This window comes from Streptomyces sp. NPDC102258 (assembly GCF_055584685.1).
In genome coordinates this window covers 195,108-221,626 of sequence record NZ_JBVJLO010000010.1, presented here as the reverse complement: position 1 = coordinate 221,626, position 26,519 = coordinate 195,108, and the positions used below count along the sequence as shown (strand labels likewise).

General features: G+C 72.3%; 22 protein-coding genes and 1 riboswitch. Of the genes, 4 read left to right on the top strand and 18 right to left on the bottom strand.

What is annotated here, in order from left to right; genetic code table 11:
- Positions 1 to 208 precede the first annotated feature (208 nt).
- On the top strand, positions 209 to 1,567 hold the full coding sequence (locus ACZ6ZT_RS19150) for a hypothetical protein (RefSeq protein ID WP_469720531.1): 1,359 nt from the start codon (positions 209 to 211) through the stop codon (positions 1,565 to 1,567).
- Here ACZ6ZT_RS19150 and ACZ6ZT_RS19145 read toward each other — a convergent pair.
- The 7 genes from ACZ6ZT_RS19145 to ACZ6ZT_RS19115 form a co-directional block, all read right to left on the bottom strand.
- Positions 1,537 to 2,070 (bottom strand): NUDIX hydrolase, encoded by a 534-nt coding sequence (locus ACZ6ZT_RS19145; RefSeq protein WP_469720529.1) that lies wholly within the window; start codon positions 2,068 to 2,070, stop codon positions 1,537 to 1,539. The genes ACZ6ZT_RS19150 and ACZ6ZT_RS19145 overlap by 31 nt on opposite strands.
- A 783-nt stretch (positions 2,071 to 2,853) precedes the next feature.
- Complete coding sequence (locus ACZ6ZT_RS19140; RefSeq protein WP_469720673.1) at positions 2,854 to 3,633, bottom strand: endonuclease/exonuclease/phosphatase family protein; 780 nt, start codon at positions 3,631 to 3,633, stop codon at positions 2,854 to 2,856.
- 85 nt (positions 3,634 to 3,718) lie between these two features.
- Positions 3,719 to 4,660: an ROK family glucokinase gene (locus tag ACZ6ZT_RS19135; RefSeq protein ID WP_469720527.1), complete on the bottom strand. Its 942-nt coding sequence runs from the start codon at positions 4,658 to 4,660 to the stop codon at positions 3,719 to 3,721.
- Positions 4,661 to 4,721: 61 nt separating this feature from the next.
- Positions 4,722 to 5,183 carry a DUF5304 domain-containing protein gene (locus tag ACZ6ZT_RS19130; RefSeq protein ID WP_469720525.1) on the bottom strand — a complete coding sequence of 154 codons (462 nt, stop codon included), beginning with the start codon at positions 5,181 to 5,183 and terminating at the stop codon, positions 4,722 to 4,724.
- Between the two features lie 86 nt (positions 5,184 to 5,269).
- Complete coding sequence (locus ACZ6ZT_RS19125; protein ID WP_469720523.1) at positions 5,270 to 6,415, bottom strand: ArsA family ATPase; 1,146 nt, start codon at positions 6,413 to 6,415, stop codon at positions 5,270 to 5,272.
- A gap of 563 nt (positions 6,416 to 6,978) precedes the next feature.
- On the bottom strand, positions 6,979 to 7,425 hold the full coding sequence (locus ACZ6ZT_RS19120) for an SRPBCC family protein (protein ID WP_469720521.1): 447 nt from the start codon (positions 7,423 to 7,425) through the stop codon (positions 6,979 to 6,981).
- 123 nt (positions 7,426 to 7,548) lie between these two features.
- Positions 7,549 to 8,331, bottom strand: coding sequence for a metallophosphoesterase family protein (locus ACZ6ZT_RS19115; protein ID WP_469720519.1), 783 nt, complete (start codon positions 8,329 to 8,331; stop codon positions 7,549 to 7,551).
- Positions 8,332 to 8,631: 300 nt separating this feature from the next.
- Here ACZ6ZT_RS19115 and ACZ6ZT_RS19110 point away from each other — a divergent pair, with 300 nt between their 5' ends.
- The gene (locus ACZ6ZT_RS19110; RefSeq protein WP_469720517.1) at positions 8,632 to 10,428 is read left to right on the top strand and encodes an AMP-dependent synthetase/ligase; all 1,797 of its coding nucleotides are present in this window, start codon (positions 8,632 to 8,634) and stop codon (positions 10,426 to 10,428) included.
- A gap of 51 nt (positions 10,429 to 10,479) precedes the next feature.
- On the opposite strand, the gene ACZ6ZT_RS19105 is transcribed toward ACZ6ZT_RS19110, so the two are convergent.
- From ACZ6ZT_RS19105 to ACZ6ZT_RS19080, 6 genes are all read right to left on the bottom strand, one after another.
- On the bottom strand, positions 10,480 to 12,096 hold the full coding sequence (locus ACZ6ZT_RS19105; RefSeq protein WP_469720515.1) for a GMC oxidoreductase: 1,617 nt from the start codon (positions 12,094 to 12,096) through the stop codon (positions 10,480 to 10,482).
- A 188-nt stretch (positions 12,097 to 12,284) separates the two neighbouring features.
- On the bottom strand, positions 12,285 to 13,427 hold the full coding sequence (locus ACZ6ZT_RS19100; protein WP_469720513.1) for a glycosyltransferase family 4 protein: 1,143 nt from the start codon (positions 13,425 to 13,427) through the stop codon (positions 12,285 to 12,287).
- Positions 13,428 to 13,450: 23 nt separating this feature from the next.
- On the bottom strand, positions 13,451 to 14,575 hold the full coding sequence (locus tag ACZ6ZT_RS19095; RefSeq protein ID WP_469720511.1) for a hypothetical protein: 1,125 nt from the start codon (positions 14,573 to 14,575) through the stop codon (positions 13,451 to 13,453).
- A 30-nt stretch (positions 14,576 to 14,605) separates the two neighbouring features.
- Positions 14,606 to 15,661: a C40 family peptidase gene (locus tag ACZ6ZT_RS19090; protein ID WP_469720509.1), complete on the bottom strand. Its 1,056-nt coding sequence runs from the start codon at positions 15,659 to 15,661 to the stop codon at positions 14,606 to 14,608.
- A 248-nt stretch (positions 15,662 to 15,909) separates the two neighbouring features.
- Positions 15,910 to 16,962 (bottom strand): C40 family peptidase, encoded by a 1,053-nt coding sequence (locus tag ACZ6ZT_RS19085; protein WP_469720507.1) that lies wholly within the window; start codon positions 16,960 to 16,962, stop codon positions 15,910 to 15,912.
- A gap of 287 nt (positions 16,963 to 17,249) precedes the next feature.
- A complete protein-coding gene (locus ACZ6ZT_RS19080; RefSeq protein WP_469720672.1) occupies positions 17,250 to 18,614 on the bottom strand; it encodes an NYN domain-containing protein in 1,365 nt (454 codons plus the stop codon).
- Positions 18,615 to 18,928: 314 nt separating this feature from the next.
- Between ACZ6ZT_RS19080 and ACZ6ZT_RS19075 the strand changes: the two genes are divergently transcribed.
- Positions 18,929 to 19,651, top strand: coding sequence for a rhomboid family intramembrane serine protease (locus ACZ6ZT_RS19075; protein WP_469720505.1), 723 nt, complete (start codon positions 18,929 to 18,931; stop codon positions 19,649 to 19,651).
- Complete coding sequence (locus tag ACZ6ZT_RS19070) at positions 19,648 to 19,929, top strand: Lrp/AsnC ligand binding domain-containing protein (protein ID WP_030291798.1); 282 nt, start codon at positions 19,648 to 19,650, stop codon at positions 19,927 to 19,929. The genes ACZ6ZT_RS19075 and ACZ6ZT_RS19070 overlap by 4 nt, the downstream gene beginning before the upstream one ends.
- A 42-nt stretch (positions 19,930 to 19,971) precedes the next feature.
- On the opposite strand, the gene ACZ6ZT_RS19065 is transcribed toward ACZ6ZT_RS19070, so the two are convergent.
- From ACZ6ZT_RS19065 to qcrC, 5 genes are all read right to left on the bottom strand, one after another.
- On the bottom strand, positions 19,972 to 21,360 hold the full coding sequence (locus ACZ6ZT_RS19065; RefSeq protein WP_469720503.1) for an aminotransferase class V-fold PLP-dependent enzyme: 1,389 nt from the start codon (positions 21,358 to 21,360) through the stop codon (positions 19,972 to 19,974).
- A gap of 231 nt (positions 21,361 to 21,591) precedes the next feature.
- Positions 21,592 to 21,708: riboswitch (SAM riboswitch) on the bottom strand.
- An 80-nt stretch (positions 21,709 to 21,788) separates the two neighbouring features.
- Entirely contained in the window at positions 21,789 to 22,853 is a 1,065-nt protein-coding gene (gene trpD / locus ACZ6ZT_RS19060) for an anthranilate phosphoribosyltransferase (protein ID WP_469720501.1), read from the bottom strand.
- A gap of 165 nt (positions 22,854 to 23,018) precedes the next feature.
- Complete coding sequence (gene qcrB, locus ACZ6ZT_RS19055; RefSeq protein WP_469720499.1) at positions 23,019 to 24,650, bottom strand: cytochrome bc1 complex cytochrome b subunit; 1,632 nt, start codon at positions 24,648 to 24,650, stop codon at positions 23,019 to 23,021.
- Entirely contained in the window at positions 24,647 to 25,705 is a 1,059-nt protein-coding gene (gene qcrA, locus ACZ6ZT_RS19050; RefSeq protein ID WP_469720497.1) for a cytochrome bc1 complex Rieske iron-sulfur subunit, read from the bottom strand. Before qcrA ends, qcrB begins: the two co-directional genes overlap by 4 nt.
- A complete protein-coding gene (qcrC, locus tag ACZ6ZT_RS19045; RefSeq protein WP_469720495.1) occupies positions 25,702 to 26,511 on the bottom strand; it encodes a cytochrome bc1 complex diheme cytochrome c subunit in 810 nt (269 codons plus the stop codon). Before qcrC ends, qcrA begins: the two co-directional genes overlap by 4 nt.
- Between the last annotated feature and the right edge of the window lie 8 nt (positions 26,512 to 26,519).

Sequence of the window (26,519 nt, the reverse complement as noted above, 5' to 3'; positions counted from 1 at the left end):
ACCAGAGGACTTGCCCAGGGGAATTCGCTCTGCGTCAGGAGTGCCCACCGGATGGTTCAAGGCGGTCGACCTCGGTCGCTCGCCATGTGCAGAAGGATCGCGATCAGGACGACGCGCCAGAAAGGCCCAGCGGATTACCCAACTTGGGTAACATCACGCACGGTTGAGACCATGAGGCGATCCGTAGTCTTCCTCCGGAGCGTGCCCGATGCCCGAGTCACGTTGCACGAAGGAACTACCGGCAAGTCTGCTCACCGATCCCGAGATGATCGACGCGTGTGGCATGCGCGACTTCGCGAGGGTCTTTCGCCTGGTCAAGGCACGCGCAGGCATCTATCCGTCGATGATCGCGCGTGAGTGTGAGCTGACGCCGAGCCGAGTGGGAGAGGTGATCGCGGGACAGCGGCAGCTACTCCACATGGATGTGATCGAGCGGATTGCCGACGGGTTGCGTATCCCGGGGCACATGCTCGGGCTTGCCCGACGGGAGTGGGAAACACCGGCCGCGCTTGCCTTGGCGAAGCGAGAGCCAACGGTGCCGGTGCATCCTCCCGCAGGGCTTGGCCCGCTTGCGGCCTTACCCGGCGTGGAGGTCGACAGCATTCTTGCCCTGGCTGCCGGGACCAAGCCGAGCCCTTCCACTCTCCAGGCGCTCCGATCTTCGATCGAGGACTACTGGCGACGCGACGACGAGCACGGAGGAGAGAGCCTTCGACCGGCGGTCGTCGGCCAGCTGCGCTACGTCGAAGGGCTGTTGAAGGGCCAGCGGCCGACGCGGATACAGAACGGCCTTTACGGCATCGCGGCGGAGCTGGCGCGGCTGACGGGTTGGATGTACTTCGACGCCCGGCAGTACCAGCAGGCCCGCGCATACTTCTCGGAGGCTCTGCAACTGGCCAGAGTGATTGACGATCATCCGTTCATGGCCAACGTGCTGGCCTGTATGAGCCTGCAAGCGACCTACCAGGACAAGCCGGCGGACGCGCTCGCACTGGTGTCTGCTGCCCAGGACCAAGCCCGTGCCGCCAGCGGGGCGACGCCGAGAGTACGGGCGATGCTGGCCATGCGCGAAGCCTTCGCCCAAGCGACCTTGGGGGACCGGAAGGCGACGCATAGCGCGATCTCCGAGGCTCACAGTCAGTTTGAGCGCACCCGCGAGGGCGACCCGGACCCGGCATGGGTGACGTACTTCGATGAGCCGAAGCTCATCGTGGACACCGGCATTGCACACGGCCGTCTTGGCGAGGCAGCGATTGCCGAACCGCTGATCGCGGGTGCACTGGCGCGGGAGGACCCTGCGAACCAGCGTGGCCGGGCCTTCCATGCCTTCTGGCTGGCCCGCACGCAGCTCCAGCGGGGCAAGCTCGACCAGGCGTGCCACACGGCCATAGAAGCCCTGGTGCCTGCCGCAGCGGTATCGTCCGAGCGGGTGGCCGGGCACCTTCGCGAGTTCTACGAGCAGCTTGCGCCGTATCGCGAGGTGCCGGCCGCGGTTGCTTTCGAGGCACGTCTACGAGCGATGCTTCCCCCGCAGGGTCAGCGGACCCTTTCGTCCATCAGGACGTAGAGGAGGCCGACCAGGGAGCCACTGCTGACGATCTCGCGGCGGTCGATCATGCCCCGGATGTTCGCCAGCGGGATCCACTCGACCCGGTCCGACTCGTTTTTCTCGGTCGGCGGCCCGTCGTACGTCGCACCGTCCGCGCGGAACAGGTGGTGCTGGGAGTCCGTGATGCCATTCGCCGGTTCGGCGTAGATCAGCGGCTTCATCGGGCCCGGACGCCAGCCTGTCTCTTCGAGGACTTCACGCGCGGCGGCCTCGCCGGGGGTCTCGTCCGCCTCCACCAGGCCCATGGGCAGCTCCCAGGCCCACGCGTCCGTGATGAATCGGTGGCGCCACATCATCAGGACCTCTTGGCGGTCGTTGAGCACTGCGGCCACGGCCAGATGGCGGAGCTTTACGACGTGGTGTTCCCAGCGGCTACCGTCTGGCGTCTCCACATCGGTGAGCCACAGGTTCACCCATGGGTTCTCGTAGATCGGACGTTCCCCGTGGATCTTCCACTGCATCGCTGCGGCCCCTCTCGATCGGCCTCCAGCATCGCAGAGCCACCGGGAGTAGTCCCCACGTTCCGAAAATCGCGTCAGTGTGACGAAATGGCGACCCAGCCTCCGACCTGCTTGAGGAAGCCCGTGACGAATGGAACGCGCCGGACACGTCCACATCGGTCGAAATAGTGGGCGCCTCTCACCGGACCACCTCACGGAGGTAACGCAATGGGCCTCCCCTCCGGAGCTCGTTTCTTGGGCACCAGCACCAGACGGACCGTGGACGCTGACCTATGAGAAGCGCGTGGCGACCTGGCGCCGAGGGCGGCTCCGGACGGCCTCCGTCGGCCCGGATGTTGGGGCTGCCGGCCCCCGACCACCTCGGCTGGTCGCTGATCCGGCCGTGTGTCCAGGGAACGACCGGCCCGTTCTCTTGGGGGTTTCCCGGCGGTCTTCGGCTTTTCGTGGCGGGGCGGTCTGTCAAGGGTGGCCGAAGGCCATCGCGAAGCGACGCGACCGAAGGGAGCGCCCTTGACGGGGCGGCCCGACGCGGAAGGAAGATGAGACTGACGGGAAACCCCCACCCCTCCCTGAGGCCGCCGAGCGGAACCCGGCCTCCCCCGGCCCCGCGCCGCCCGCCGGAACACCGGCCCCTTGGGCGCCGGGCCACCGTCGGGTCACCGCCCGGCGGGACCCGTTCCCCACCCGCCGACCCGCGCCTCGGGAGGCGGGCGGGCAGCCGCCGCCCCGCCGCCAGCCCCTCGCGGGGGCGATGGCCGGCCCGCGCCGCGAGCCCGTACCGCCTCAGCGTCCCGCCCGCAGCCGGAGCGCCGCCAGGACCGGGAGGTGGTCCGTTGCTGTGTGGAGGTCGGTCGGGGGGAGGGCCGTGGGGACTCCGCAGGCCAGGACCTCCACGTCCGGGGAGGCGAAGACCGCGTCGATGCGGCGGGACGGGGACGTGGAGGGGAAGGTGTCGCCGCCGCCCCACGGGGCCGTCGTCCAGCAGTCCTGGAGGGTGTCCGACAGGCGGCTGAAGGCCGGGCCGCCCGGGGGCTCGTTGACGTCGGCGGCGGCGATCACGTGCGGGGCGTCCAGGGCCGCGAGCCGTTCCAGGAGCAGTTCGGCGTGGGCGGCCCGCTCGGCCGGGTCCAGTGAGAGGTGGGCGCTGAGCACCCCCACCCGGGCCGCCCCGAAGCGGACCACCGCCGTGGCGAAGCCCCGCCGGTGCAGCCCGGGCGTCAGCGGGAGCAGGACGTCCTCGGTCCGCTCCACGAAGGCCCGTAGCGAGCAGAGCAGCAGCGGCCCCGCCGCCGTCGCTCCGCCGCCCAGCACCACCAGGTCGGTCTTGGCGGCCAGCCGGGCGGCGTGCTTGCGCCAGCGGAAGAACCTCGGCGCCTCCTGGACGAAGACCAGGTCGGGCGCGCACGCCCGGATCACCCGGGCCAGCGCCTCCTCGTCGTCGCGCAGCGAGCGCACGTTGTAGCTGAGGACCCGGATCACGGCTGAACCGTCCGGCTCGGTCCGGGACTTGGGCAGTGCGTCGGGCAGCGCGCCGGCGTCGGGCAGCGGCGGGGGCGGGGGCATCGTGTCGGGCACCATGCTCCGCAAGATACGCAGCCGCCCGCCGCTCCCACAGGGGGCGCGGCGGGCGACCGTCATCCGGGGGCGCTCAGCCCTGGCGCGCCAGGTCCGCCGCGCCGACCAGTCCGGCCTCGCCGCCGAGCTGCGCGGCGAGCACCTGCGCGTGCGGCCGCCACGCGCCGCCGATCAGCCAGCGCTTGAAGGACTTGCGGATCGGGTCGAGGACGAGGTCGCCCTCGTCGGAGACGCCGCCGCCGACGATGAACGCCGACGGGTCAAAGAGGGAGGCCAGGTCCGCGAGGCCCGCGCCGGCCCAGCGGGCCAGCTCGCGGAAGGAGTCGACGGCGACCAGGTCGCCCTGCCGGGCGGCCTGGCTGATGTGCTTGCCCTCGATGCCCTCGGGGGTGCCGTCGCCGAGGCCGAGCAGGATCGCCGCGTTCTCGGGGGTGGCGTTGGCGCGCTGCTTCGCGTACCGGACGAGCGCGCGGCCGGAGGCGTACTGCTCCCAGCAGCCCTGGCTCCCGCACCCGCACAGCAGGCCGTCCGGCACGACCCGGATGTGGCCGAACTCGGCGGCCACGCCGAAGCGGCCGCGGCGCAGCTTGTTGCCGATGATGATGCCGCCGCCGAGGCCGGTGCCCAGCGTGATGCAGATGACGTCGTCGTGGCCCTGGCCGGCGCCGAAGCGGTACTCGCCCCAGGCCGCGCAGTTCGCGTCGTTCTCGACGACGACCGGCAGCCCGATGCGCTGCTCGACCTTGTCCTTGAGCGGCTCGTGGCGCCAGTTGATGTTCGGCGCGAACAGGACCGTGGCGCGCTTGTCGTCCACGTAACCGGCCGCGCCGATGCCGACGGCGTCGATGGTGTGGTTGCTGCTGACTTCGGAGACGGCGGCGCAGATCGCCTCCGTCACCCCGTCCGCGGTCGGCGGGGTGGGCACCTTGTACGTCTCAAGGATGGTGCCCTCTTCGTCGACCACGCCGGCCGCGATCTTCGTGCCGCCGATGTCGACGCCGATGGTGAGTCCCATTAGTCCCTCGGTTTCCGGTCAAACCCCGCCACGGCCCACCGTACCCGAGGCGGGCGGAGTCTCAGTCGAGATCGATCCGCTCGGACGGGCCGGCCTCGGGGCCCTCGTCCTCGCCGCCGGCGGGCCCGCGCGGGGCGGGCGGCTCGTCCCGGGTCCAGCGGCGCTCGTGGCCCTCGACGGCGGAACGGTAGGCGGCCAGCAGTTCGGATCCGGCGGCGGCGAGGTGGCCGAAGACCTCGGGGTTGCGTTCGACGACGGGTTTGGCGGCGCTCTTCGCCTGGTTGACGAATTGGCGTACGGCGTCCTGGGCGGTGGCGGCGAGGAGCGGGTTGTTCAGGCCGGAGACCTTGTCGGCGACGGCCTCGAAGAGCTTGAACAGCTCCTCGGCGGCCGTGCCCGTCGGTGCTCCGGCCCCGTCGGCTCCCCGCTCGGCGCGGCGGCGGGCCTGCTCGGCGGCGAGGTCCTCGGCGCAGGCCTTCGCCCAGGCGTCGTCATCGGTGGGGCGGTCGGTGGCCTCGCTCATGGCGGACTCTCCTGCGGCGGCGGGACGTGCGGTGCGGTACTGGCGTACCGCCTCCTTCCGACGGTACCCGAACGGCGGTACGGGTCTCAGCGCGACCGGGGCCACTGCTGCGGGTCGGGGGTGAAGCGGACGCGGAGGGCGCCTTCGGCGAGGGCGGCGCCGGAGACGGTGCAGCGGCGCAGCGCGGCGGGCAGCGGAACGATCCTGCGGTGCGGGCCCACCGCGAGGACCAGCTCGTCCCCGCGCCGGATCAGGTCGAGCTCGCTCTTGCGGACGCGGGGCAGCGGAATCACCCAGACCAGTACCCCGTCGGCGGCGAGCCGGTCCTCGACGCGCCAGTGGGGGCGGGGGCGGGACTCGGCGGGGGCGGGGTTCATGCCGGGGGCGGCGGCGAGGAGCGCGAGGTCGTCGGGGCCCTCGGGGTCCCGGCCGAGGTGGGCCGCCCGGACGACGGGCAGGCCCGGGTCCCGCCCGGCCAGGAAGGCGTCCTGCCGGGCGGCGATCCCGGCCACCCAGGGGTCGGCGGAGTCGCGCGGGACGAGCCGGTTGGCGACGAGGTCGAGGACGGGCAGCCCGTGCAGGGCGAGGCCGAGCTCGCCGGTGCGCAGGGCGGTGTCGGCGGCGGGGCCGGGTTCGGCGACCAGGCGGACGGCCGTCGTGCCGGCTTCGACGACGGCCTGGACGGCGGCCAGCTCCTCGTCCCAGCGGGCGGCGGCCTCGTAGAGCCACTGCGCGGGCATCGGGACTCCGGCGAGCTGGGCGAGTACGGGGCGCAGGGCGCGGGCCGCCTGGCGTTCGGCGGGGAGCAGCCGGGCGAGGTAGCGGCGCAGCTGGGCGGGGAGGGCGAGGGTGGTGAGCGCCTGGTGCAGTGGGGGCATGTCCACGACGACGAGGTCGGTGGCGGGGGTTGCGGCGGCCCGGCGCAGGGCGCGGAGCAGGGAGAACTGTTCGGCGCCGGGCAGTTCGGTGAGCTCCTCGGCGCCGAGGGGGCGGCCGCCGAGCATGCCGATGAGGGCGGCGCCGCGGTCCTGGAGGGCGGCGAGTTCGCTGCGGAACTCCGCGCCGGAGTCGAGGCGGGCGGTGTGGAGGGTGGCGGGGGCGCCGGGTGGGGGCGGCTCGGCGGTGACCAGCAGGGGCCGGCGGCCGGCCTGGGCCGCGGCGAGTGCGGTGGCGGCGGCGACGGTGCTCCGCCCGCCCCCTCCGGGGCCGGTGACCAACAGGACCTGCGGCATGCCGTTCCTCTCTTTGGCGGCCCGCGTGTGCGGGGCCACCACGTGTCCCCGCTCAGCGGGGCCGTGCCACCCGGCTGGCCGGGGCGGGCCGCTGCGCGGGGCTGTCCCCTACCCGCCCTTCCCCCGTTCCCGCCTCAATCGCCGGCGCGGCTCACCACACGACGCTCCGCGCCCGCGCCTCAAACGCCGGCGAGGCTGGAGGGGCGGGGCTGTCCCCTACCCGCCCTTCCACCGTTCCCGCCTCAATCGCCAGCGCGGCTCACCACACGCCGCTCCGCGCCCGCGCCTCAAACGCCGGCGGGGCTGGAGGGTCCCGGCGCGGCTCACCACACCACGCTCCCCGCCCGCGCCTCAAACGCCGGCGGGGCTGGATTGCCCTGCGGGCAAGTCCAGCCGCCGCCGGCACTTTGCAGCGCCGACCGGCAAAATCCAGCCTCGCCGGCGTTTGAGGCGCGGGGGTCCGGGGGCTGGCCCCCGGCAGCGGCGTGGTAGCCGACAACGGCGGTTACATCCAGCCCCGCCGGCGTTTGAGGCGCGGGGTCTGGGGCGGAGCCCCAGGGGGGTCAGGCCGGGCGGGATTCCACGCGCTTCTTCAGGCCTGCCAGCGCCCGGTCGATGATGACCTTCTCCGCCTTGCGCTTGATCATGCCGAGCATCGGGATCTTGACGTCCACCGTCAGCTGGTAGGTGACCTCCGTACCGCGGCCCCCCTCCAGCGGCACCAGCCGGTAGGAGCCGTCCAGCTGCCGCAGCATCTGGGACTTGTCCAGGGTCCAGCTGACCTCGTCCGTGCCGGTCCAGCGGTAGGCCAGGGTGTGGTCGTCCTTGATCGCGCCCGCGTCGAGCAGCAGCCGCACCTTCACCGCGCGCCCCTCGGCGTCGGTGGCGAGCACCTCGGCCTCCTTCACCTCGCCGGTCCACTCGGGGTAGCGGGCGAAGTCGGCGATCACGGCCATGACCTCGGCCGGCGCGGCCTCGATGGTGATGCTAGAGCTGGTGTGTTCCGCCATCGCGGTCGCTCCTCCGGGGAGTGTTCGACAAGTGTGCGGGCGGCCCCCGGCCGCCGCGTGAAGGCTACCGTGCGTGTGGACGCCGCCACTCCCGCCCCTCTCGCAGCTCCCCTCACCGCACCCTCACCACTCCAGCGCCCACGGCCGCCCCGTCGCCGCGAAATGGCCCACGTTGACGCATTCCGTCCCCCCGATCCGCACCCGCCGCGCCAGCGGCTGGTGGACGTGTCCGAACAGCGCGTACCGCGGCCGGGTCCGCCGGATGGCGGCCAGCAGGGCCTCGCTGCCCCGCTCGAAGCGGCGCGCGACGGTGTCGTAGCAGAGCTCGGGGACCTCCGGCGGGATGTGCGAGCACAGCACGTCCACCTCCCCGAGCGCCTCCACCTTGGCGGCGTACTCCTCCTCGTCGACCTCGTACGGCGTCCGCATCGGCGACGGCAGCCCACCGCCGACGAAGCCGAAGACGCGGCCGCCGATCTCCACCCGCTGCCCGTCGAGGACGGTGGTGCCGGGTCCGGCGTACTCCGCCCACAGACCCGGCATGTCCACATTGCCGTAGGTGGCGTACGTGGGACTGGGGAAGGCGGCGAACATCCGCGCGTACTGCCGCCGCACCGCTTCCTCGATCATGCGCTCCCTGTCCAGCCCGTCCCACAGGTCGCGGCCGAATTCCCTCGCCTCCTCGAACCGTTTCGCGGTGCGCAGGGCGACGATCCGGTCGGCGTTCTCGACACCGAAGAGGTCGGGGAAGATGCCGCGCGAATGGTCGGCGTAATCGAGGAAGAGCACCAGGTCACCGAGGCAGATGAGGGCGTCGGCGCCCTCTCCGGCCCGGGCCAGGGCTTCGGTGTTGCCGTGGACGTCGCTGACGACGTGGACCCGCGTACGACTCTTCGTGCCACCCATGCGGCCACCCTAGGCGGCGCCCGGGCCCGGCCCGGTAGAGGGACCCTCGCAGGCGGTCGACCTGCGGTTACTTCCGAGTCGTGAACCGGGTCGACTACTGTCGGCAAGGCGGTTCCGGGTCCGCCGGTGCCTTTGCCGGGTCCCCGCCCGGATCCTCGCCCGGGTCCCGACGGAATACGGCGTTGTACAAAATGTGACGCACGGAACATCTGGCCGGTTCCCTCTATCCGGAACCCACTACCGGTGGGTAACGTCCGGTCGGTCCACACGGTGGCGATGGCGCCCAGAGGAGCAGCAGTCTTGCGCGAGTTCAGCCTTCCGGCCCTGTACGAGGTCCCTTCGGACGGGAACCTGACGGATCTCATCCGCCGCAACGCCGCCCAGCATCCCGACACCGCCGTCATGAGCCGCAAGGTCGGCGGCCGGTGGCAGGACGTGACCGCGACGGAGTTCCTCGCCGAGGTGCGGGCCACCGCCAAGGGCCTGATCGCGGCCGGCGTCGAGCCGGGCGACCGGGTCGCGCTGATCTCCCGTACCCGCTACGAGTGGGTGCTCTTCGACTTCGCGATCTGGACCGCGGGCGGCATCACCGTCCCCGTGTACGAGACCAGCTCCGCCGAACAGGTCCAGTGGATCCTCGGGGACTCCGGCGCGGTCGCCGTCATCGTGGAGAGCCCGGCGCACCGCGCGACCGTGGCCGCCCTGCACGACCGGCTGCCGGAGCTGCGCGAGGTCTGGGAGATCGAACAGGACGCCCTGGGCACGCTGAAGGCCGCCGGCGCGGAGGTCACCGACGCCGAGGTGGACGCGCGCAGCACCCTCGCCAACGCCGACGACCCCGCCACCATCGTCTACACCTCGGGCACCACCGGCCGCCCCAAGGGCTGCGTGCTGACCCACCGCAACTTCTTCGCCGAGTGCGGCAACGTGGTGGAGCGCCTGAGTCCGCTCTTCCGGACCGGCGAGTGCTCGGTGCTGCTCTTCCTGCCGGCCGCGCACGTCTTCGGGCGCCTGGTGGAGGTGGCGGCCGTGCTGGCGCCGATCCGGCTGGGCTGCGTACCGGACATCAAGAACCTCACGGACGAACTCCAGTCGTTCCGGCCCACCCTGATCCTCGGGGTGCCGCGCGTGTTCGAGAAGGTCTACAACTCGGCCCGCGCCAAGGCCCAGGCCGACGGCAAGGGCAGGATCTTCGACGCGGCCGCCGAGACGGCGATCGCCTACAGCCGCGCGCTGGACGCCCCGGGCGGCCCGTCCCTCGGCCTGCGCCTGAAGCACAAGCTCTTCTCGAAGCTGGTCTACGGCAAGCTCCACACGGTGCTCGGCGGGCGCGGCGAGTACGCGATCTCCGGCGGCGCCCCGCTGGGCGAGCGGCTCGGCCACTTCTTCCGCGGCATCGGCTTCACGGTGCTGGAGGGCTACGGCCTGACCGAGTCCTGCGCGGCCACGGCCTTCAACCCGTGGGACAAGACGAAGATCGGTACGGTCGGCCAGCCGCTGCCCGGCTCCGTGGTGCGCATCGCGGACGACGGCGAGGTGCTGCTGCACGGCGAGCACATCTTCAAGGAGTACTGGAAGAACGAGACGGCCACCGCCGAGGCGCTGACCGACGGCTGGTTCCACACCGGTGACGTCGGCACCCTCGACGAGGACGGCTACCTCGCCATCACCGGCCGCAAGAAGGAGCTCATCGTCACGGCGGGCGGCAAGAACGTCGCCCCGGCGGTGATCGAGGACCGGATCCGGGCGCACGCGCTGGTCGCGGAGTGCATGGTGGTCGGCGACGGGCGGCCGTTCGTGGCGGCGCTGGTCACCGTCGACGAGGAGTTCCTGGTCCGCTGGGCGGCGGAGCACGGCAAGCCGGCCGGGGTGACGGCGGCGGAGCTGCGCGAGGACGCGGAGCTGATCGCCGCCGTGCAGCAGGCCGTGGACGACGGCAACGCGGCGGTTTCCAAGGCGGAATCGGTGCGGAAATTCCGTATCCTCGGCTCCCAGTTCACCGAGGAGTCGGGCCACATCACGCCCTCGCTGAAGCTGAAGCGGAATGTGGTGGCCAAGGACTTCGCGGACGAGATCGACGCGCTGTACCGGGGCTGAGACCGGGGCTGAGACGGCAGCCAGGACAGCCGAGGCGGCCCGGCCGTACGGCTACCGGGGGTCCTCGGCGAGGATCCGGGCCATGTTCCGCTCCGCGAGCGCGGTGATGGTGACGAACGGGTTCACCCCGAGCGACCCCGGGACGAGCGAGCCGTCGACCACGTACAGGCCCCGGTAGCCCTTGGCGCGGCCGTAGGTGTCGGTGGCCTCGCCGAGGACGCAGCCGCCCAGCGGGTGGTAGGTGAAGTCGTCGGCGAAGGCCCTGTTGCCGCCGAAGAGGTCGTAGCGGTAGATCGTGAAGTTGGCCCGGTTCACGCGGTCGAAGAGGTTCTTGGCGGCCCGCACCGCCGGGGCGTTCTGGTCGCTCCGCCAGTTGAGCCGCGCCGAGTCGGTGGCGGCGTCGTAGGTGAAGTGGCCGCGCTCCGGGTTCTTGGTGATGGCCAGGTACATCGAGATCCAGTGCTCGAAGCCCATCGGGAGCGGGGCGATCTCCGCGAAGACGGGGTTGGCGGGGTTGTCCCAGTCGTCGATGCCGAGGGCGGGCATGGTGGCCTGGTTGGCGCCGACCGTGTCCCACAGGTGGTTGGCCCGCGCGGTCATCACGTTGCCGTTGGGCCCCCAGCCGAGCCCGACGCGGTCGCTGAGCGCGGGCAGCGCGCCGGTCTCGCGGGCGCGCAGCAGGATCTCGGTGGTGCCGAGGCTGCCGGCGCCCAGGAAGAGCTGGGCGCAGCCGAGTTCGCGGACCTGGGTGACCTTGCCGGTGACGTCGCTGGTGCGCACCGTGAGGACGTAGCCCCCGGCCGGGTCCGGGCGTACGCCGACCACGCGCTGCATGGTCTCGATGGTGACGTTGCCGGTGCCGATCGCGGCGGCCAGGTAGGTCTTGTCGACGCTCTTCTTGCCGTGGTTGTTGCCGTAGATGACCTCGCCGGCGAGGGCGGACTTCGTGGCGGTCCCGGCGGCCTCCCGCCGCATGTAGTCGAAGTCGTAGACGTTGGGCACGAAGGTGGTCTTCAGACCGGTGTTCTGGGCGTGCTTACGGGAGATCCGGGCGAAGCGGTACCACTCCGTGGACTCGAACCAGCCGGGGTCGATGTCGTTGACGCCGAGCATGGCGCGGGCGCGCGGGTAGTAGGTCCCGTACATCTCGTCGGCGTCGACCTGGGGCAGCACCTCGGTGAAGTACGAGCGCCGGGGGGTCGGCGACATGCCGCCGTTGACGAGGGAGCCGCCGCCGACGCCCCGGCCGACGTAGACCGACATGTCGCCGTAGTTCACCCGGTCGAGGACGCCGGGGTACGGGCTGATGTCGCGGTTGACCACGTCGAGCCAGAGGAACTGGGCGAGCGGCGCCTCGGTGCGGGTGCGGAACCACATGGAGCGCTGGTCGGGCGCCGAGGTGGAGGGGAAGACCTTGCCGTCGGGGCCGGGGGTGTCCCACAGCCGCCCCATTTCGAGGACGACGGTACGCACCCCCGCCTGTCCGAGGCGCAGCGCGGCGACGGCGGACCCGTAGCCGGAGCCGACGACGATGGCGGGCGCGTACTGCGCGGCGGCGGGTTCGGCGGCGGCGGCCGCGGAGAGCCCGATGCGGGTGAATCCGAGGGTCGCCGCGGTCTGGAGTGCGCCGATCCCCAGGAGGTGACGGCGCGTCAGGTTGGGTGTCATGGCCGCATCATGAGCGGATTCCGCCCAACCGGCCATAACCCGCGCTGACACGTATGTGAGTGACAGTCAGACATGGCTCGACCGTAGCCGGACCCCGCCCGGGGCCACCGGATTCCCCGGACCGCACCCGCGAACGCCGCCGACGCGCGATAATTCCCGCCCGCCCCGGCGCGCGCCCCCGCGTACGCCTACAGCAGCGCGCGCAGGCGCTCCGCCAGGAGGTCCCAGCGCCACTTCTCCTCGACCCAGGCCCGCCCGCGCTCGCCCATGCACCGCCGCAGCTCCGGGTCCTGGAGGAGGGCGACGATCCGCTCGGCGGCCTCGTCCGGGGAGCCGCCGCGCACCACCCAGCCGGTCTCCCCGTCGAGCACCGCGTCGGGCGCCCCGCCCGAGTCGCCCGCGACCACCGGCAGGCCGGTCGCGGAGGCCTCCAGGTAGACGATCCCGAGCCCCTCCACGTCCAGTCCGCCCCGGCGGGTCCGGCACGGCATCGCGAAGACGTCACCGGCGCCGTAGTGGGCCGGGAGCTCCTCCCAGGGCACGGCCCCGGTGAAGACGACGCAGTCCGCGACCCCGCTCCGCGCGGCCAGCGCCCGCAGGTCCGCCTCGTACGGGCCGCCGCCCACGACCAGCAGCACCGCGTCCGGCACGGCGGCCAGGATCCGGGGCATGGCCTCGATCAAGGTGTCCTGCCCCTTGCGCGGCACCAGCCGCGAGACGCACACGACCACCGGCCGGTCGGTCAGGCCCAGCCGGGCCCGGACCCCGGCGCCGCCCGACCCGGGGTGGAAGGTCTTCTCGTCCACCCCGGGCGGGAGCTGGACCATCCGCTCCGCCGCCCGCTCGGTGAGGGCGGAGGCGATCCGGGAGCGCGTGTACTCCCCCAGATAGGTCAGGGTGTCGGTGCCCTCGCCGATCCGCCGCAGCAGCTGCCGCGCGGCCGGCAGCTGCGCCCAGCCCGCCTCGTGCCCGTGGGTGGTGGCGACCAGCCGGCGGGCGCCCGCCCGGCGCAGCGCCGGGCCCATCAGTCCCAGCGGGGCCGCCGCCCCGAACCACACCGACTCGCAGCCGTGTTCGCGCAGCAGGGACACCGCCCGGCGGGTCACGCGGGGGGTGGGCAGCAGCATGGTGGTGCGGTCGCGCACCACCGGGAAGGGCTGCTCGGCGTCGAAGGCGGCGGTGGCCGCCCGGCCCTCGGCGCCGTGCTTCCAGGTGGAGGCGTAGACGACGACCCGCTCGGGGTCGAGGCGCAGCGCCATGTTGTGCAGGAAGGCCTGGATGCCGCCCGGGCGCGGCGGGAAGTCGTTGGTCACGATCAGCGTCTTGTGCATCGCTGCCAACGTACCGGACGGCGTCAGCCGAGATCCCGGCGCAGGGCCTCCCGCCAGGCCTCCGTCAGCCCGGCGAGGTCCGTCCCGAGTACGGTCTCCAGCGCGGCCGGCAGCGGTGTGCGTCCCGCCTCCTCGTAGAGCCGTACCAGGGCCGCCTCGCCCCACCGGTCCGCGATGAGCCGGCAGGCCAGCCAGGCGCCCTCGTACGCCCGGGCGGTGGCCTCCGGGTCGCCGCCGAAGGCGAAGGCGGAGTCGGCCGGGAGCGCGCCGGGCGGCTCCCCGCCGCGGACGGCGCGGGCGAGGGTGGGCGCGGCGTCGGGCGGGGCGAGCGGACCGCCCCGGTACGCGGCCCAGTCGGCGAAGCCCTCGGACAGCCACTGCGGGGTCATGGCCGTGGTGGCGGCGCGGGTGGCGACGTGGGTGGTCTCGTGGGTCAGGACGACGTCCTTGCCCACGGCGCTGAGCTGCGCGTACCCCTCGGGGTTGACCACGACCCGGTCGGCCGGGGCCGGTCCGCCGCCGGTGCTTCCGGTGGTGACGGCGCCCAGCCCCCGGTAGGCGTCGGCGGGCTTCCCGAGCAGCGCGGCCATCGCGTCCAGCGAGCCCGGCACGAGCACCACCACCCGCCGGGCCCACGCGCGCGGCCAGGCGGCGCTCACCGCGGGCACCGCCCGGTCGGCCTCCCGGCCCACCTCGGCCAGGACCCCGGCGCTCTGGCCGACGCCGAGCACGAGGGAGGCGGCGCCGCGCACGACGGCCACCCGGCCCTGGTCCCACAGCTGCGGCGGCGCCCCCGGGGCGGGCCCGTCGGCGGTGACCTGCCAGGCGGCGCCCTCCCGTGTCAGCTCCACGGCGCGGGCGGGGGCCGCGTCGTAGCCGGCGAGCCGGTAGCGCAGTTCGGCGCGCACGTGGGCCCGTACGCCGTCCAGCCGGACGGAGCCGACCTCGTACGCCCATCCCTCCAGGGGGATCCCGGCGAGCCGCGCGGGCGGGGTCCGCGCCCAGGCGGCGACGGCCTCCCGCACCCCGGCCTCCTCGGCGCCGCGCCCGCCCGGCGCCCCGCACGCCCCCGCCGCGAGCAGCAGCAGCAGCAGCAGCACGCACAGCAGCACCGGCAGCGCGCGCGGGATCCGGCGGAGGGGGGTCATCCGCCGATCGTACGCAGGGCCCCGCCGGGGCTACGGCCGGGTCACCGAGGAGATCGGCATCATCCCGACGGGGTCGTAGCGCACCCGGGCGCCCGGATAGGGGGCGTGCACCACCTGGCCGTTGCCCACGTACATGCCGACGTGGCTGGCGTCCGAGCGGTACGTCACCAGGTCCCCGGGCCGGGCCTGCGACAGCGGCACCTGCCGGCCCGCGTACCGCTGCGCCTGCGAGGTGCGCGGCAGGGAGACCCCCGCCTGCCGGTAGGACCACACCATCAGCCCGGAGCAGTCGAAGCCGGAGGGTCCGGTGGAGCCCCACACGTACGGCCGTCCGACCGCCGAACGGGCCGCCATCACGGCGGTCATCGCGCGGCCCGAGGCCTGGCCGCCGTCCTCGGAGAACGCCGGGGCGGGCAGGACGTCGGCGCGGCCGCCGGAGCGCGAGGCCCGCTCGAAGTCGGCCCGTTCGGCCGAGGGCATGGCGTTGAGCAGCTGCCGGGCGGCGGCGAGCTTCGCCGTGACGGAACGCTTGCGGGTGGCCACCTCCGTGCGCAGCGCCTCCAGTTCGGCGAGCTTGCGGGAGGCCTCCTGGCGCTGCTGGCCGATCCGGCGCTGCTCCTCGCGCAGTTCGCCCAGCTGCAGGGCCTGGCGGCCGCTGAGCCGGTTGAGGACGGCCGACTTGTCGAGGTAGTCCCGGGGGTCGTCGGACAGCATCAGCTCGACGGTCGGGTCGAGGCCGCCGGAGCGGTACTGGGCCCCGGCGAAGGCGCCGAGGACCCGGCGCATGGCGTTGACGCGGTCCTGGGCGCGGGCGACCGCGTCCTGGGCCCGGCTGATCTCGGCCCGCAGCCGGTCGGCCTTCTCGCCGGCCTCGTTGAAGCGTTCGGTGGCCTGTTCGGCCTCTTCGAAGAGCCGGTCGACCTGGGCGCGGGTACTGGTGGGGGGGTCCTGCGGGAGCCCGGGGGCCGCCTGCGCGGCCGCGCCCGTCAGGGCCACGGCGACGGTGGCCGCCGCGGCGGCGGTCAAGACGGTGACTTTGGTGCTCCGGTCGAGGCCGCTGAGCCCGGGCCGGCGATGGGACGCCACGTGGAACCGCTCCCTTCCGCTGCGCGGAGCCCGGGTCCGCCCCCCGTAGGACGGCCGTGTACCGGGTCTCGCGGTGGCAGACAGTAGCGGCGCCACCACGCACCGGCCAACGACCGCCGCGGGGGCGCACATGCCGACGCCCCGCCTCAGACGCAGGTCACCGGCGGGGCGTGGGGTCAGGGCGGCTCCGCGCAATTCGCCCGGATGGGCGGTGTACGGCGCGCCTCCGCGGAAGCGGAGCGGTCGGCTCAGCCGACGCGGACACCGAACTGGAACGGCATGTTTCGCATGGCCTCGTACTTGACGCCGCCCCGGGGGTTGGAGGCGTGGAAGACCTGGCCGTTGCCCGCGTAGAGGCCGACGTGGTGCAGGTCGTCGTAGAAGAAGACCAGGTCACCGGGCCGGAGCTCGCTCATGCCGATGCGCGTGCCGTCGTTGACCTGCGTGTAGGTGGTGCGGCTGATCTGGGCGCCGGCCTGCCCGTAGGCCCACTGCGCCAGGCTCGAACAGTCCCAGTACGCCATGCCGGTGGAGCCCATGTTGTAGCCCTTGCCCTCCTGCGTCACCGCGGCGGCGAGGGCGGCCGCGGCCAGCCCCGAGCCCTTCACCGCGCCGGGCTTGGCGCTGCTCCCGCCGCCCCCGCCCGCGGCCTTCGCGGCGTCCGCGCCCTCCTTGGCCGCCTCGCTCTTGAGCTGGCCGCGCTCCTCCGCCGTCAGGGAGTTGAGCTGGGCCTGGGCGTCGGCGAGCTTGCTCTGGGCGGTCGCCTTCTTCTCCGCGAGCTCCTTGCGGACGGCGGCGAGGTCGGCGAGCTTGCCGGAGGCCTCCTGGCGCTGCTGCGCGAGGCTGCGCTGCTTGGCCTGGATCTTCGCTATCGCCTCGACCTGCTTGCCGCTCAACTGCTGGAGCGTGGCGGCCTTGTCGAGGTAGGTCTCCGGGTCGCCGGAGAGCAGCAGCTCCACGGACTGGTCGAGGCCGCCGCCGCGGTACTGGGCGGTCGCCATCGAACCGAGGGTGTCGCGCAGTGCGTTGAGCTCGTCCTGGCCGCGCGCGACCTGGTCCTGGAGCTGGGCGATCTCCTTCTCCAGCTTGTCCTGGCGGTCCTTGGCCGCGTTGGCCTTCTCGCCGGCCTGCTCGGACTCCTCGTAGAGGCCGTCGACCTTGGTCTTGACCTCGTCCTTGTTCGGCTTGTCCGGGGCGGCCATCGCCGACTGGGAGGAGAGGGCGACGGCCGCGGTGGCGAGGGCGGTGAGCACGCTCACGCGGGCGCGGGTGGGCGGCTTGGGTCGACGGTGGGACGCCACGGACGCCAGCTCCTTCTTCCTGGAGCCGCCGAAGACGGTCGCAAAGCTCGGCAGCGCACCTCCGCCGTCACCCCGAATGGGTGAACTACCGCACGAAGGTTTGAACAGACCCTAGTGACCCTCCTGTGATCAGTTCAAATCCCCACCGGGAAAATTCCGCTTCCCGAGCGGCCTTTTTACCCGTGGCGCACGCTGCGTGCCGGGGAGTTGACGGTACGTCTCCCCGCCCGGCACCCAATTCCGGCATTGCGCGCAGCAGTTACGAAAGCGGCGAAGGCCGCGCCCGGTTACGAAACCCTCGACAGCCGCTTCAGCAGCAGCGCGGACGTCACCGGCCGGGCCCCCGCCTTCGCCACCCCGTCGGCCACCTCACGGTCCGTGGAGACCACGACCACCGGCCGGCCGGGCGGCTCGGCCCGCACCAGCTGGCGGATCAGCTCATCGGCCGTGACCCCGGCCTTGGAGAACAGCACCCGGACCCCGCGCGGCGGCGCGAGAAGCACCGGCGCGGCCAGCTCCGCCCCGTCGAACACACAGGTCATCTCGGCGCCGGTCTGCGCGGCCAGCATGGACAGCCCGCCCAGCAGCCGCAGCCGCTGCTTCTCCAGCGGCATGGTCGGGTACCCGGTCTTGGTCACGTTGTAGCCGTCGACCACCAGGTGCGCCTGCGGCAGTGCCAACAACTGGTCCAGCAGCGCCGGATCGGTCTCCGACAGGGCGCGCGCCGCGATGTCCTTCGGCGTCATCCGGCCCGGCTGCACGGCCTCCACCGTGTCGGCGGGCCGCGTCGAGACCGGCGGCAGCGCCAGCTCGCGGCGCAGTCCCGCCGCCGCGTCCAGCACCGTGTCCAGCAGCAGCCGCAGCCGCATGTCCTCGATGCTGCGCCCCTCGCGGGTGGCCCGGCGCGAGGTCTCCAGCGCCGACTCCACCTCCGCCAGCCGGGCCCGGAGCCGCCGCGTCTCGCTCTCGGCGGCGGCCACCTGCGCGGCCGCCTCCGCCCGGAACCCGTCGATCTCCGCCGTCACCTTGCGCAGGGCCGCCTCGCCCCGCTTGACGTCGCTCAGGGCGCTGCGCAGTTTGCGCTGAAGCGATTCCGCTTCCTTGCGGGAGGCGTCCAGGTCGGCCCGCACCTGGTCACCCCCGGCACGCTGCTGTTCCCGGGCCTGCGCCAGTTCGCCGCGCAGCCGCTCGACCTCGCGGCGGGTCTCGTCGCCGACCCGCTCGGCGTCGGCGCGCTGCGCCTCCTCGCCCGCGGCGGCCACCAGCTTGACCCAGCCGGCCGGGCGCAGCACGTACGCGGCGGCCGCCACGTCCAGCGGGTCGGCCGCGGCGGGCGGGGCGCACGCGTCCAGCGCACCCGCCAGCTCCGGCTGCGCCTCGCGCAGCTTCTCCGCGACCCGGCTGCGGAAGGCGCCGTCGGTCTCCACGGCGGCGGCCATGGCGTTCCCGGCGAACTTGGCGCGCCGGGTCGGGGTGAAACGGGCGTACTGCCGCAACTGCGCCGGCAGGTCCGCGACCGTCAGCCCGCCGAAGGCGTCCGAGACGAGCGCGACGACCCGGCGCCGCACGCCCTCCGGCAGCGGGCGGTCGAGCACCTCGGCGGCGTCGCCGGCCGCGTCGGCCGGCTCAGCGCCGCTTGCTGGCTCCACAATCCGTCACCCCTACCGTGATCTACTGTGGGCCCGGCTCCCTCAGGAGCCGGTGCCCGGCCTGTCCACGAGCTCGATCTGGTCCACCGCGTCGCACCAGCGACAGCGCACCGACTCGATGGTCTCACTGACCACCTCGCGCTCCGCGACCTTGGGCTCCCCGGCGAGGTCCAGGTGGGCGTACTCGACGGCCCTCTGCTTGGTAACTCATTCAATTAAAGCGTTTCCAGCCCGCCGCGGGGGACGCGGACCGCAGCACGTAACCCTACGGCCTGGCACCACCACGGAGCGGGTGGTCCTGCGTCATGCTCTGTCTCATGATCGTAAAGTGGCGGACGGTACGCGAGGCGGCCCGGGGCCCGGTGGTCACGTACGCGCTGATCGGCGGCTGCTGCCTGGCCTTCCTGTGCGGCCCGGCATCCGGCCTGAACCCGTCCTTCGGCACGGGCGAACGGCTGCTGTCCTCGGGCACGGCGTACTTCCGGCACTGGGGGGTGGTCCCCGACGAACTGTTCTCGGGGGCCGGACGCCCGCTGCTGACCCCGCTGACCGCGCTCTTCGTCCACGGCAACTGGCTGCACCTGCTCGGGAACATGCTCTTCCTGCACGTCTTCGGCGCGATGACGGAGGAACGGATGGGCCGGGCGCCGTTCCTGGTCTTCTACGTCTGCACCGGATACCTGGCGCTGGCGGTCTACGCGGCGGCCAACGCCTCCTCCGACCAGACCCTGGTCGGCGCCTCCGGGGCCATCTCGGCCGTCCTCGGGGCGTTCCTCTGCCTCTTCCCGAAGGCACGGGTGACGAGCCTGTTCCCGTTCCTGCTCTTCCTGCCGCTGCGCTTCCCCGCCTGGATCGTGCTGCTGTTCTGGTTCGCCCTCCAGTGGCTGGCCGCGCACCGCGCGGAGAGCGGGCCCGGGGTGGCGTACCTGGCCCACGTGGTGGGCTTCTCGGTGGGCTTCCTGTACGCGTGGGCGCGCTATCGGCGTACGACTAGAGTGAGGCGACCAGTGACTGCCGGCGAGGGAGACAGCCAACCGTGATCACCGCGATCGTGCTCATCAAGACCAGCGTGGACCGCATCCCCGAGATCGCCGAGTCCATCGCCGCGCTGGACAACGTCAGCGAGGTCTACTCCGTCACCGGAACGTACGACCTGATCGCCCTGGTCCGCGTCGCCCGCCACGAGAACCTGGCCGACATCATCCCCGGGCGCATCAGCAAGATCCCGGGCGTCGAGGCCACCGACACCCACGTGGCGTTCCGTACGTACTCCCAGCACGACCTGGAAGCCGCCTTCGCCATCGGCCTGGACGCGTAGCACCCGGCCCACGCCGCGCGGCGGCCCGGCGTCGCCCCGGCGTCAGGAAGCCGGCACGCAGCGGCCGTCCTCGGTGCGGTACCGCCACCGGGCGCCGTCCGTGACGAGTTCCCGGACCGCGCGGACGAAGCGCTCGACGTGCTCGTCGGGGGTGCCGGCGCCGAAGCTGACGCGGATCGCGTTCAGCGAGCGTTCGCCCGGCGCGGCCTCGGGGGCCCCGCACTCGCCCTGGGCCTGCGGCTCGCTGCCCAGCAGGGTGCGCACCAGCGGGTGGGCGCAGAACAGGCCGTCGCGGACGCCGATCCCGTACTCCGCGGACAGCGCGGCCGCGAAGTGCGAGCTGTTCCAGCCGTCCACCACGAACGAGATGACGCCGACGCGCGGCGCGTCGTCCCCGAACAAGGACAGCACCCGCACCGCCGGGACCTCCGCCAGGCCCTCGCGGACCTTCGCGATCAGGTGCCGCTCGCGGGCGACGAGCTCCTCGAACCCGGCCTCCTTGAGCGCCCGGCAGGCCGAGGCGATGGAGTAGACACCGATGACGTTCGGCGAGCCGGCCTCGTGGCGGGCGGCGCTGGTGTGCCACTCGACGTCGACCCCGCCGTCCTCGCGGCGGGCCACCGTGCGGGAGGCGCCGCCGCCCGCGAGGTACGGCTCGGCCCGCTGGAGCCAGTCGGCGCGCCCGGCGAGGACGCCCGAGCCGAAGGGCGCGTACAGCTTGTGGCCGGAGAAGGCGACCCAGTCCACGTCCAGCTCCCGCACCGAGACCGGGTGGTGCGGCGCCAGCTGGGCGGCGTCCAGGACGATCCGCGCGCCGTGGGCGTGCGCGGCGGCGGCCAGCTCCTTGACCGGCCACAGCTCACCGGTGACGTTGGACGCGCCGGTGACGCAGACCAGCGCCGGACCGTACGGGTCCCGGTCGGCCAGCGCCCGCTCCAGGGTGGCGACGGCCTGGCCGGGGGTGCGGGGGGCGTTGAGGTAGGTGACCCGCGCGTCGCCCCAGGGCAGCAGCGAGGCGTGGTGCTCTGTCTCGAAGACGAAGACCTGGCAGTCGGCCGGCAGGGCGGCGGCCAGCAGGTTCAGCGAGTCGGTGGTCGACCGGGTGAAGATCACCTGGTCGGCGGGGCGGCAGTCCAGGAACTCCGCGACCGTGACACGGCTCTGCTCGAACAGGTCGGTGGACAGCTGCGAGAGGTAGCCGGCCCCGCGGTGGACGCTGCCGTAGTACGGGGCGTACGCGGCCACGTCGTCCCAGACCCGCTGGAGGGCGGGGGCGCTGGCGGCGTAGTCGAGGGCGGCGTAGGTGACCTCGCCACCGGTGACGAGCGGCACGGTGACGTCCCGGCCGAGCACCGGCAGCGGCGCGCCACAGGCGGGGTCGACGGAGGGGGCAGCGGCAGAGGTGGTGGCGGCGTTCAGGGATGCGGACATGGCGGTATCTCCCGGCAGGCAGGGCTGAATGGCTTCGTCGGTGCCCGTACGCGGCCGCGGCTCGGCGGCGCTCGGCGGCCGCCGCGGGGGTACGGGAAGTGCCCCGGAAGGGTGCGGGCGTACGCCACGGCGACCCTGGTCCGAGGGGTGAAGAAGGGGCGGAGTCGCCCTATCGCATTCGCTTGCTCACGGAAAAAGCTCCTCGAAGACCCAGGACCCCTGGTATCGAGGGATCCGCGCTTGCCGTAGACCTCGCTGCCTACGGCCTGGTCATCACCCGGGGCACCCCGCCACGGAAGGAGGGTTGCCGGACAGCGAGCCGGGGCCAAAACGCTGTCACTCGTGACCTGGTCAGCATCCTGCCACAAGATCCCCCGCGCACAAGACCCCGGTCCACGATGTGGACCGGGGTCTCGTCACGGCGGCGGCTACGCGTTGCTGGCGGCCACCCAGCGCTCCAGCGCCGCCCGCGCCGCGCCCGAGTCGATGGACTCGGCCGCACGGGCGATGCCCGCGGCGATCTGCTCCTCCAGCGAGCCGGTGCCCGGATCCAGCGCCACCAGGGCCGCCGCCGAGTTCAGCAGCACGGCGTCGCGTACCGGACCGGTCTCGCCGGCCAGCAGCCGCCGGGCGACGTCCGCGTTGTACGAGGCGTCCTCGCCGCGCAGGGCGGCGACACCCACGATCGGGATCCCGACGTCGCGCGGGTCGAACGGCAGCTCGGTGACCGTGCCCTCGCGGACCCACCAGACCCGCGAGGTGGCCGTCGTGGTCAGTTCGTCCATGCCGTCGTCGCCGCGGAAGACCAGCGCCGAGGAGCCCCGCTCCGCGAGCACCCCGGCGACGATGGGCGCCACCCGGGGATCGGCCACGCCCGTGGCCTGCGCGCGCACCCTCGCCGGGTTGGTCAGCGGGCCGAGGAAGTTGAAGGTGGTCCGGATGCCCAGCTCCTTGCGGGCCGCCGCCACGTGCCGCAGCGCGGGGTGGAACTTGACGGCGAAGCACAGGGTGATGCCGGCCTCCTCGGCGACCTCCGCCACCCGGGCCGGGGTGAGGCCCAGGTTGACGCCGAGCTTCTCCAGCACGTCGGAGGAGCCGCTCGCCGAAGAGGCGGCCCGGTTCCCGTGCTTGACCACCTTGGCGCCCGTTCCGGCCACCACGAGCGCCGACATGGTGGAGATGTTGACCGTCTTCGCGCCGTCCCCGCCCGTACCGACGATGTCCACCGTCCGGCCCGGCACCTCGATGAGGTTGGCGTGCGCGTACATGGCGCGCACCATGCCGTTGATCTCCGCGACGGTCTCCCCCTTGGCCCGCAGCGCCACCATGAAACCGGCGATCTGCGCGTCCGTGGCCTCGCCCCGCATGATCCGGTCCATGGCCCAGGCGGTGTCGTCCGGTCCGAGGTCCCGGCCGGTCAGCAGGGCGTCGAGGAGACCCGGCCAGCCGCGGGCCGCCACGCTGTCGCCGCCTGCCGGGGTCACAACGTTCATGGTCCGCTCCTGCTGCTCGGAAAAGTTCCACGTCGAATGGGTGCGGAGGCCAGCCTATCCAGGCCCGCAGACGGCGAAGAGCCCCGTCCAGACACTGGACGGGGCTCTCACCGTGGCGACACCGGGATGGGCCGGAACCGATCCCTCGAATGGTCCTGCCGGAGATCAGTGGTGGCCGTGGCCGCTCTGGATCTCCTTGTACTCCTCCACCGTGGGCTTCGGAATGTGGGTGTTCTCCCCGTAGAAGCCCTTGCTGAGCTTCGCGCGGAGCTTCTCCGTGGCCTTCACCTTGCGCTCGACACCGTTCTCGTCGACCGTCGGGCCGATCTCGATCGGCTCGTACTGCGTGTGCGAGGTGAGGGTGTGCAGCTGGCCCTGCGAGAGCGGCTCGTGGACCTCGACGAACTCACCGTGCGGCAGGCGCTTGATGACGCCGGTCTCCCGGCCGTGCAGCACCTTGTCGTGGTCCCGGCGCTGGAGGCCGAGGCAGATCCGCTTGGTGATGACGAAGGCGACGACCGGGCCCACGAAGAAGCCGATCCGCGCGAACCACGTGATCGAGTTGATCGACAGGTGGAAGTACTGCGCGAACATGTCGTTGCCGCCCGCGATCAGCAGGATCACGTACCAGGTGAGCCAGGCGACACCGAAGGCCGTACGGGTCGGAACGTTGCGCGGGCGGTCCAGGATGTGGTGCTCGTTCTTGTCCCCGGTGACCCAGGACTCGATGAACGGGTAGACCGCGATCGCGACCAGGATCAGCGGGAAGATCACCAGCGGTACGAACACGCCCAGGACGAGCGTGTGGCCCCACAGGTTGATCTCCCAGCCCGGCATGGCACGGATCAGGCCCTCGGAGAAGCCCATGTACCAGTCGGGCTGCGCACCGGTGGACACGTGGTCCGGGCGGTACGGGCCCAGCGCCCAGATCGGGTTGATCGACGCGAGCGCCGCGATGGCCGCGATGACACCGAAGACCAGGAAGAAGAAGCCTCCGGCCTTGGCCATGTAGACCGGCAGCAGCGGCATGCCGACGACGTTGTTGTTCGTCTTGCCGGGACCCGCGAACTGGGTGTGCTTGTGGTAGAAGACCAGGATCAGGTGGGCCACCAGCAGGCCCATCATGATGCCGGGCAGCAGCAGGATGTGGATCGAGTAGAACCGGGCGACGAAGTCGCCGCCGGGGAACTCGCCGCCGAAGAGGAAGAACGACAGGTACGTGCCGACGATCGGCACGGACAGGATCGCGCCCTCCATGAAGCGGACACCGGTGCCCGAGAGCAGGTCGTCCGGCAGGGAGTAACCGGTGAAACCGGTGAACATGCCGAGGACCAGCAGCAGGAAGCCGAAGACCCAGTTGACCTCGCGCGGCTTGCGGAAGGCGCCCGTGAAGAAGACGCGCATCATGTGCACGAGCATGGCCGCGACGAAGATCAGCGCCGCCCAGTGGTGGATCTGCCGGATGAGCAGACCGCCGCGGACGTCGAAGCTGATGTCCAGGGTCGAGGCGAAGGCCTCGGACATCTGGACGCCCTGCATCGGCACGTACGAGCCGTGGTACACGACCTCGTTCATGCTCGGGTGGAAGAACAGCGTCAGGTACACACCCGTGAGGATGATGATGATGAAGCTGTAGAGGCAGATCTCACCCAGCATGAAGGACCAGTGGTCCGGGAAGATCTTGCGCATGTTGGACTTGGCCAGGCTGTAGATGCCCAGGCGGCCGTCCGCCCAGTCCGCTACGCGCTCGCCGGCCGGCGCTTTGCGCGCCGTGTTGGATTCGGTGGCAGTGCTCATCCGCGCTCCCAGAAAGCAGGACCGACGGGCTCTTCGAAGTCGCCCTGCGCTTCGAGGAAGCCTTCGTCATTGACGCCGATCCGCAGCTGCGGAAGCGCGTGACCGGCCGGGCCGAAGATGACTCGGGCGCCGTCGGAGAGGTCGAAGGTGGACTGGTGGCACGGGCAGAGCACGTGGTGCGTCTGCTGCTCGTACAGGCTGATGGGGCAGCCGACGTGGGTGCAGATCTTGGAGTAGGCCACGATCCCCTCGTGGGACCACTCCAGCTCCTGCTTGTCCTTGATGTCCTCCGGCTTGATCCGGACGATCATCAGGGCGGCCTTGGCGATCTGCGTCTGGAAGTCGTGCTGGTCCTCCTCCAGGCCTTCCGGCCGGGCGAAGGTCAGCGACCCGACGAGCACGTCCTCGGGACGCAGCGGCTCGTTCGTGTTGTCGTTGATCAGCAGCTTGCCCTTGGCCCACACGGTCTTGCGCAGCTTGTCCTCGGGCAGCGGCCCGAGGTCGCGCAGGATCATCACGGCGGACAGCGGCAGCATGGCCAGCGCGCCCAGCATCGTGTTGCGGATCAGCGGGCGGCGGCCGATGCCGGACTCGTTCGCGCCGTCGGCGAAGTCCTGCAGGACCTTCGCCTTGACCTCCGGCGCCGCCGCGATGGCGTGGCGCTCGTCGGCGACCTCCACGTCGGACATCAGGGTGCGGGCCCAGTGGACCGCGCCCGCGCCGATGCAGAAGAGGGCCGTGCCCAGCGTCAGACCGAGCGCGAAGTTCAGCGCGCTCACCTTCCCGATGGGGAAGATGTAGACGATCTTGTCGACCGGGAGGGTCACGTACGAGGCGATGAAGCCGATCGTGGCCAGCATCGACAGCGTGAACAGCATCGCCACCGTGCGCTCGGACCGCTTGGCGGCCCGCTCGTCGATGTCCTGGATGCGCGGCTTGTGGACCGGAAGGCCCGGGTCGGCGAACGGTGCGTCCGCGACCGCCACGCCACCGTGGTGCGCGTCGCCCTGCTCGCTCGGCAGGTGCTTCTCTTCGGGAATGTCTTGGCTACTCATGACTTCTTGGCCTTAGCGGTGTGGGCCGCGACCCAGACGGCGACAGCGATCAGCGCACCCAGACCGAAGATCCAGCCGAACAGACCCTCGGAGACGGGGCCGAGGCCGCCGAGCTTGAGGCCACCGGGGCTGGTCGACTTATCGCCGTTGACGTTCTGGAGGTACGCGATGATGTCCTTCTTCTGCTTCTCCGGCATGGTGCTGTCGGGGAAGGAGGGCATGTTCTGCGGGCCGGTGAGCATGGCCTCGTAGATGTGCTTCGGCTCGACGCCCTCGAGGTTCGGGGCGTACTTGCCGTTCGTCAGGGCGCCGCCCTCGCCGGTGAAGTTGTGGCACTGCGCGCAGTTGTTGCGGAACAGGACGCCACCGTTGGCGATGTCGGCACCGGCCGGGTCGTACTGCTTCTCGGTCGGCACGATCGGGCCGGCACCGAGGGAGGAGACGTACGCCGCGAGCTGGTCGATCTGCGCCTGGGTGTAGACGACCGGCTTCTTGGGGATCTGGGCGCCGGGCTGCTGGGCCGGCATGCGGCCCGTGCTCACCTGGAAGTCGACGGCCGCGGAGCCGACGCCGACCAGGCTGGGGCCGTCAGTGGAACCCTGACCGCCGGTCCCGTGGCAGCTTGCGCAACCCACGGCGTACAGCTTCTTGCCCTCCTCGATGGCGAGGGACTGGGCGGTTTCATCGGCCTGCGCCTTGCCCGCGGGCGCGAAGGCGGCGTACAGCCCCCCCGTGACCGCCAGCGCGAAGAGTAGAACGACGACCGCCGCCAGCGGATGGCGTCGTCGTGCGGAGAGCTTTTTCACGGATTACC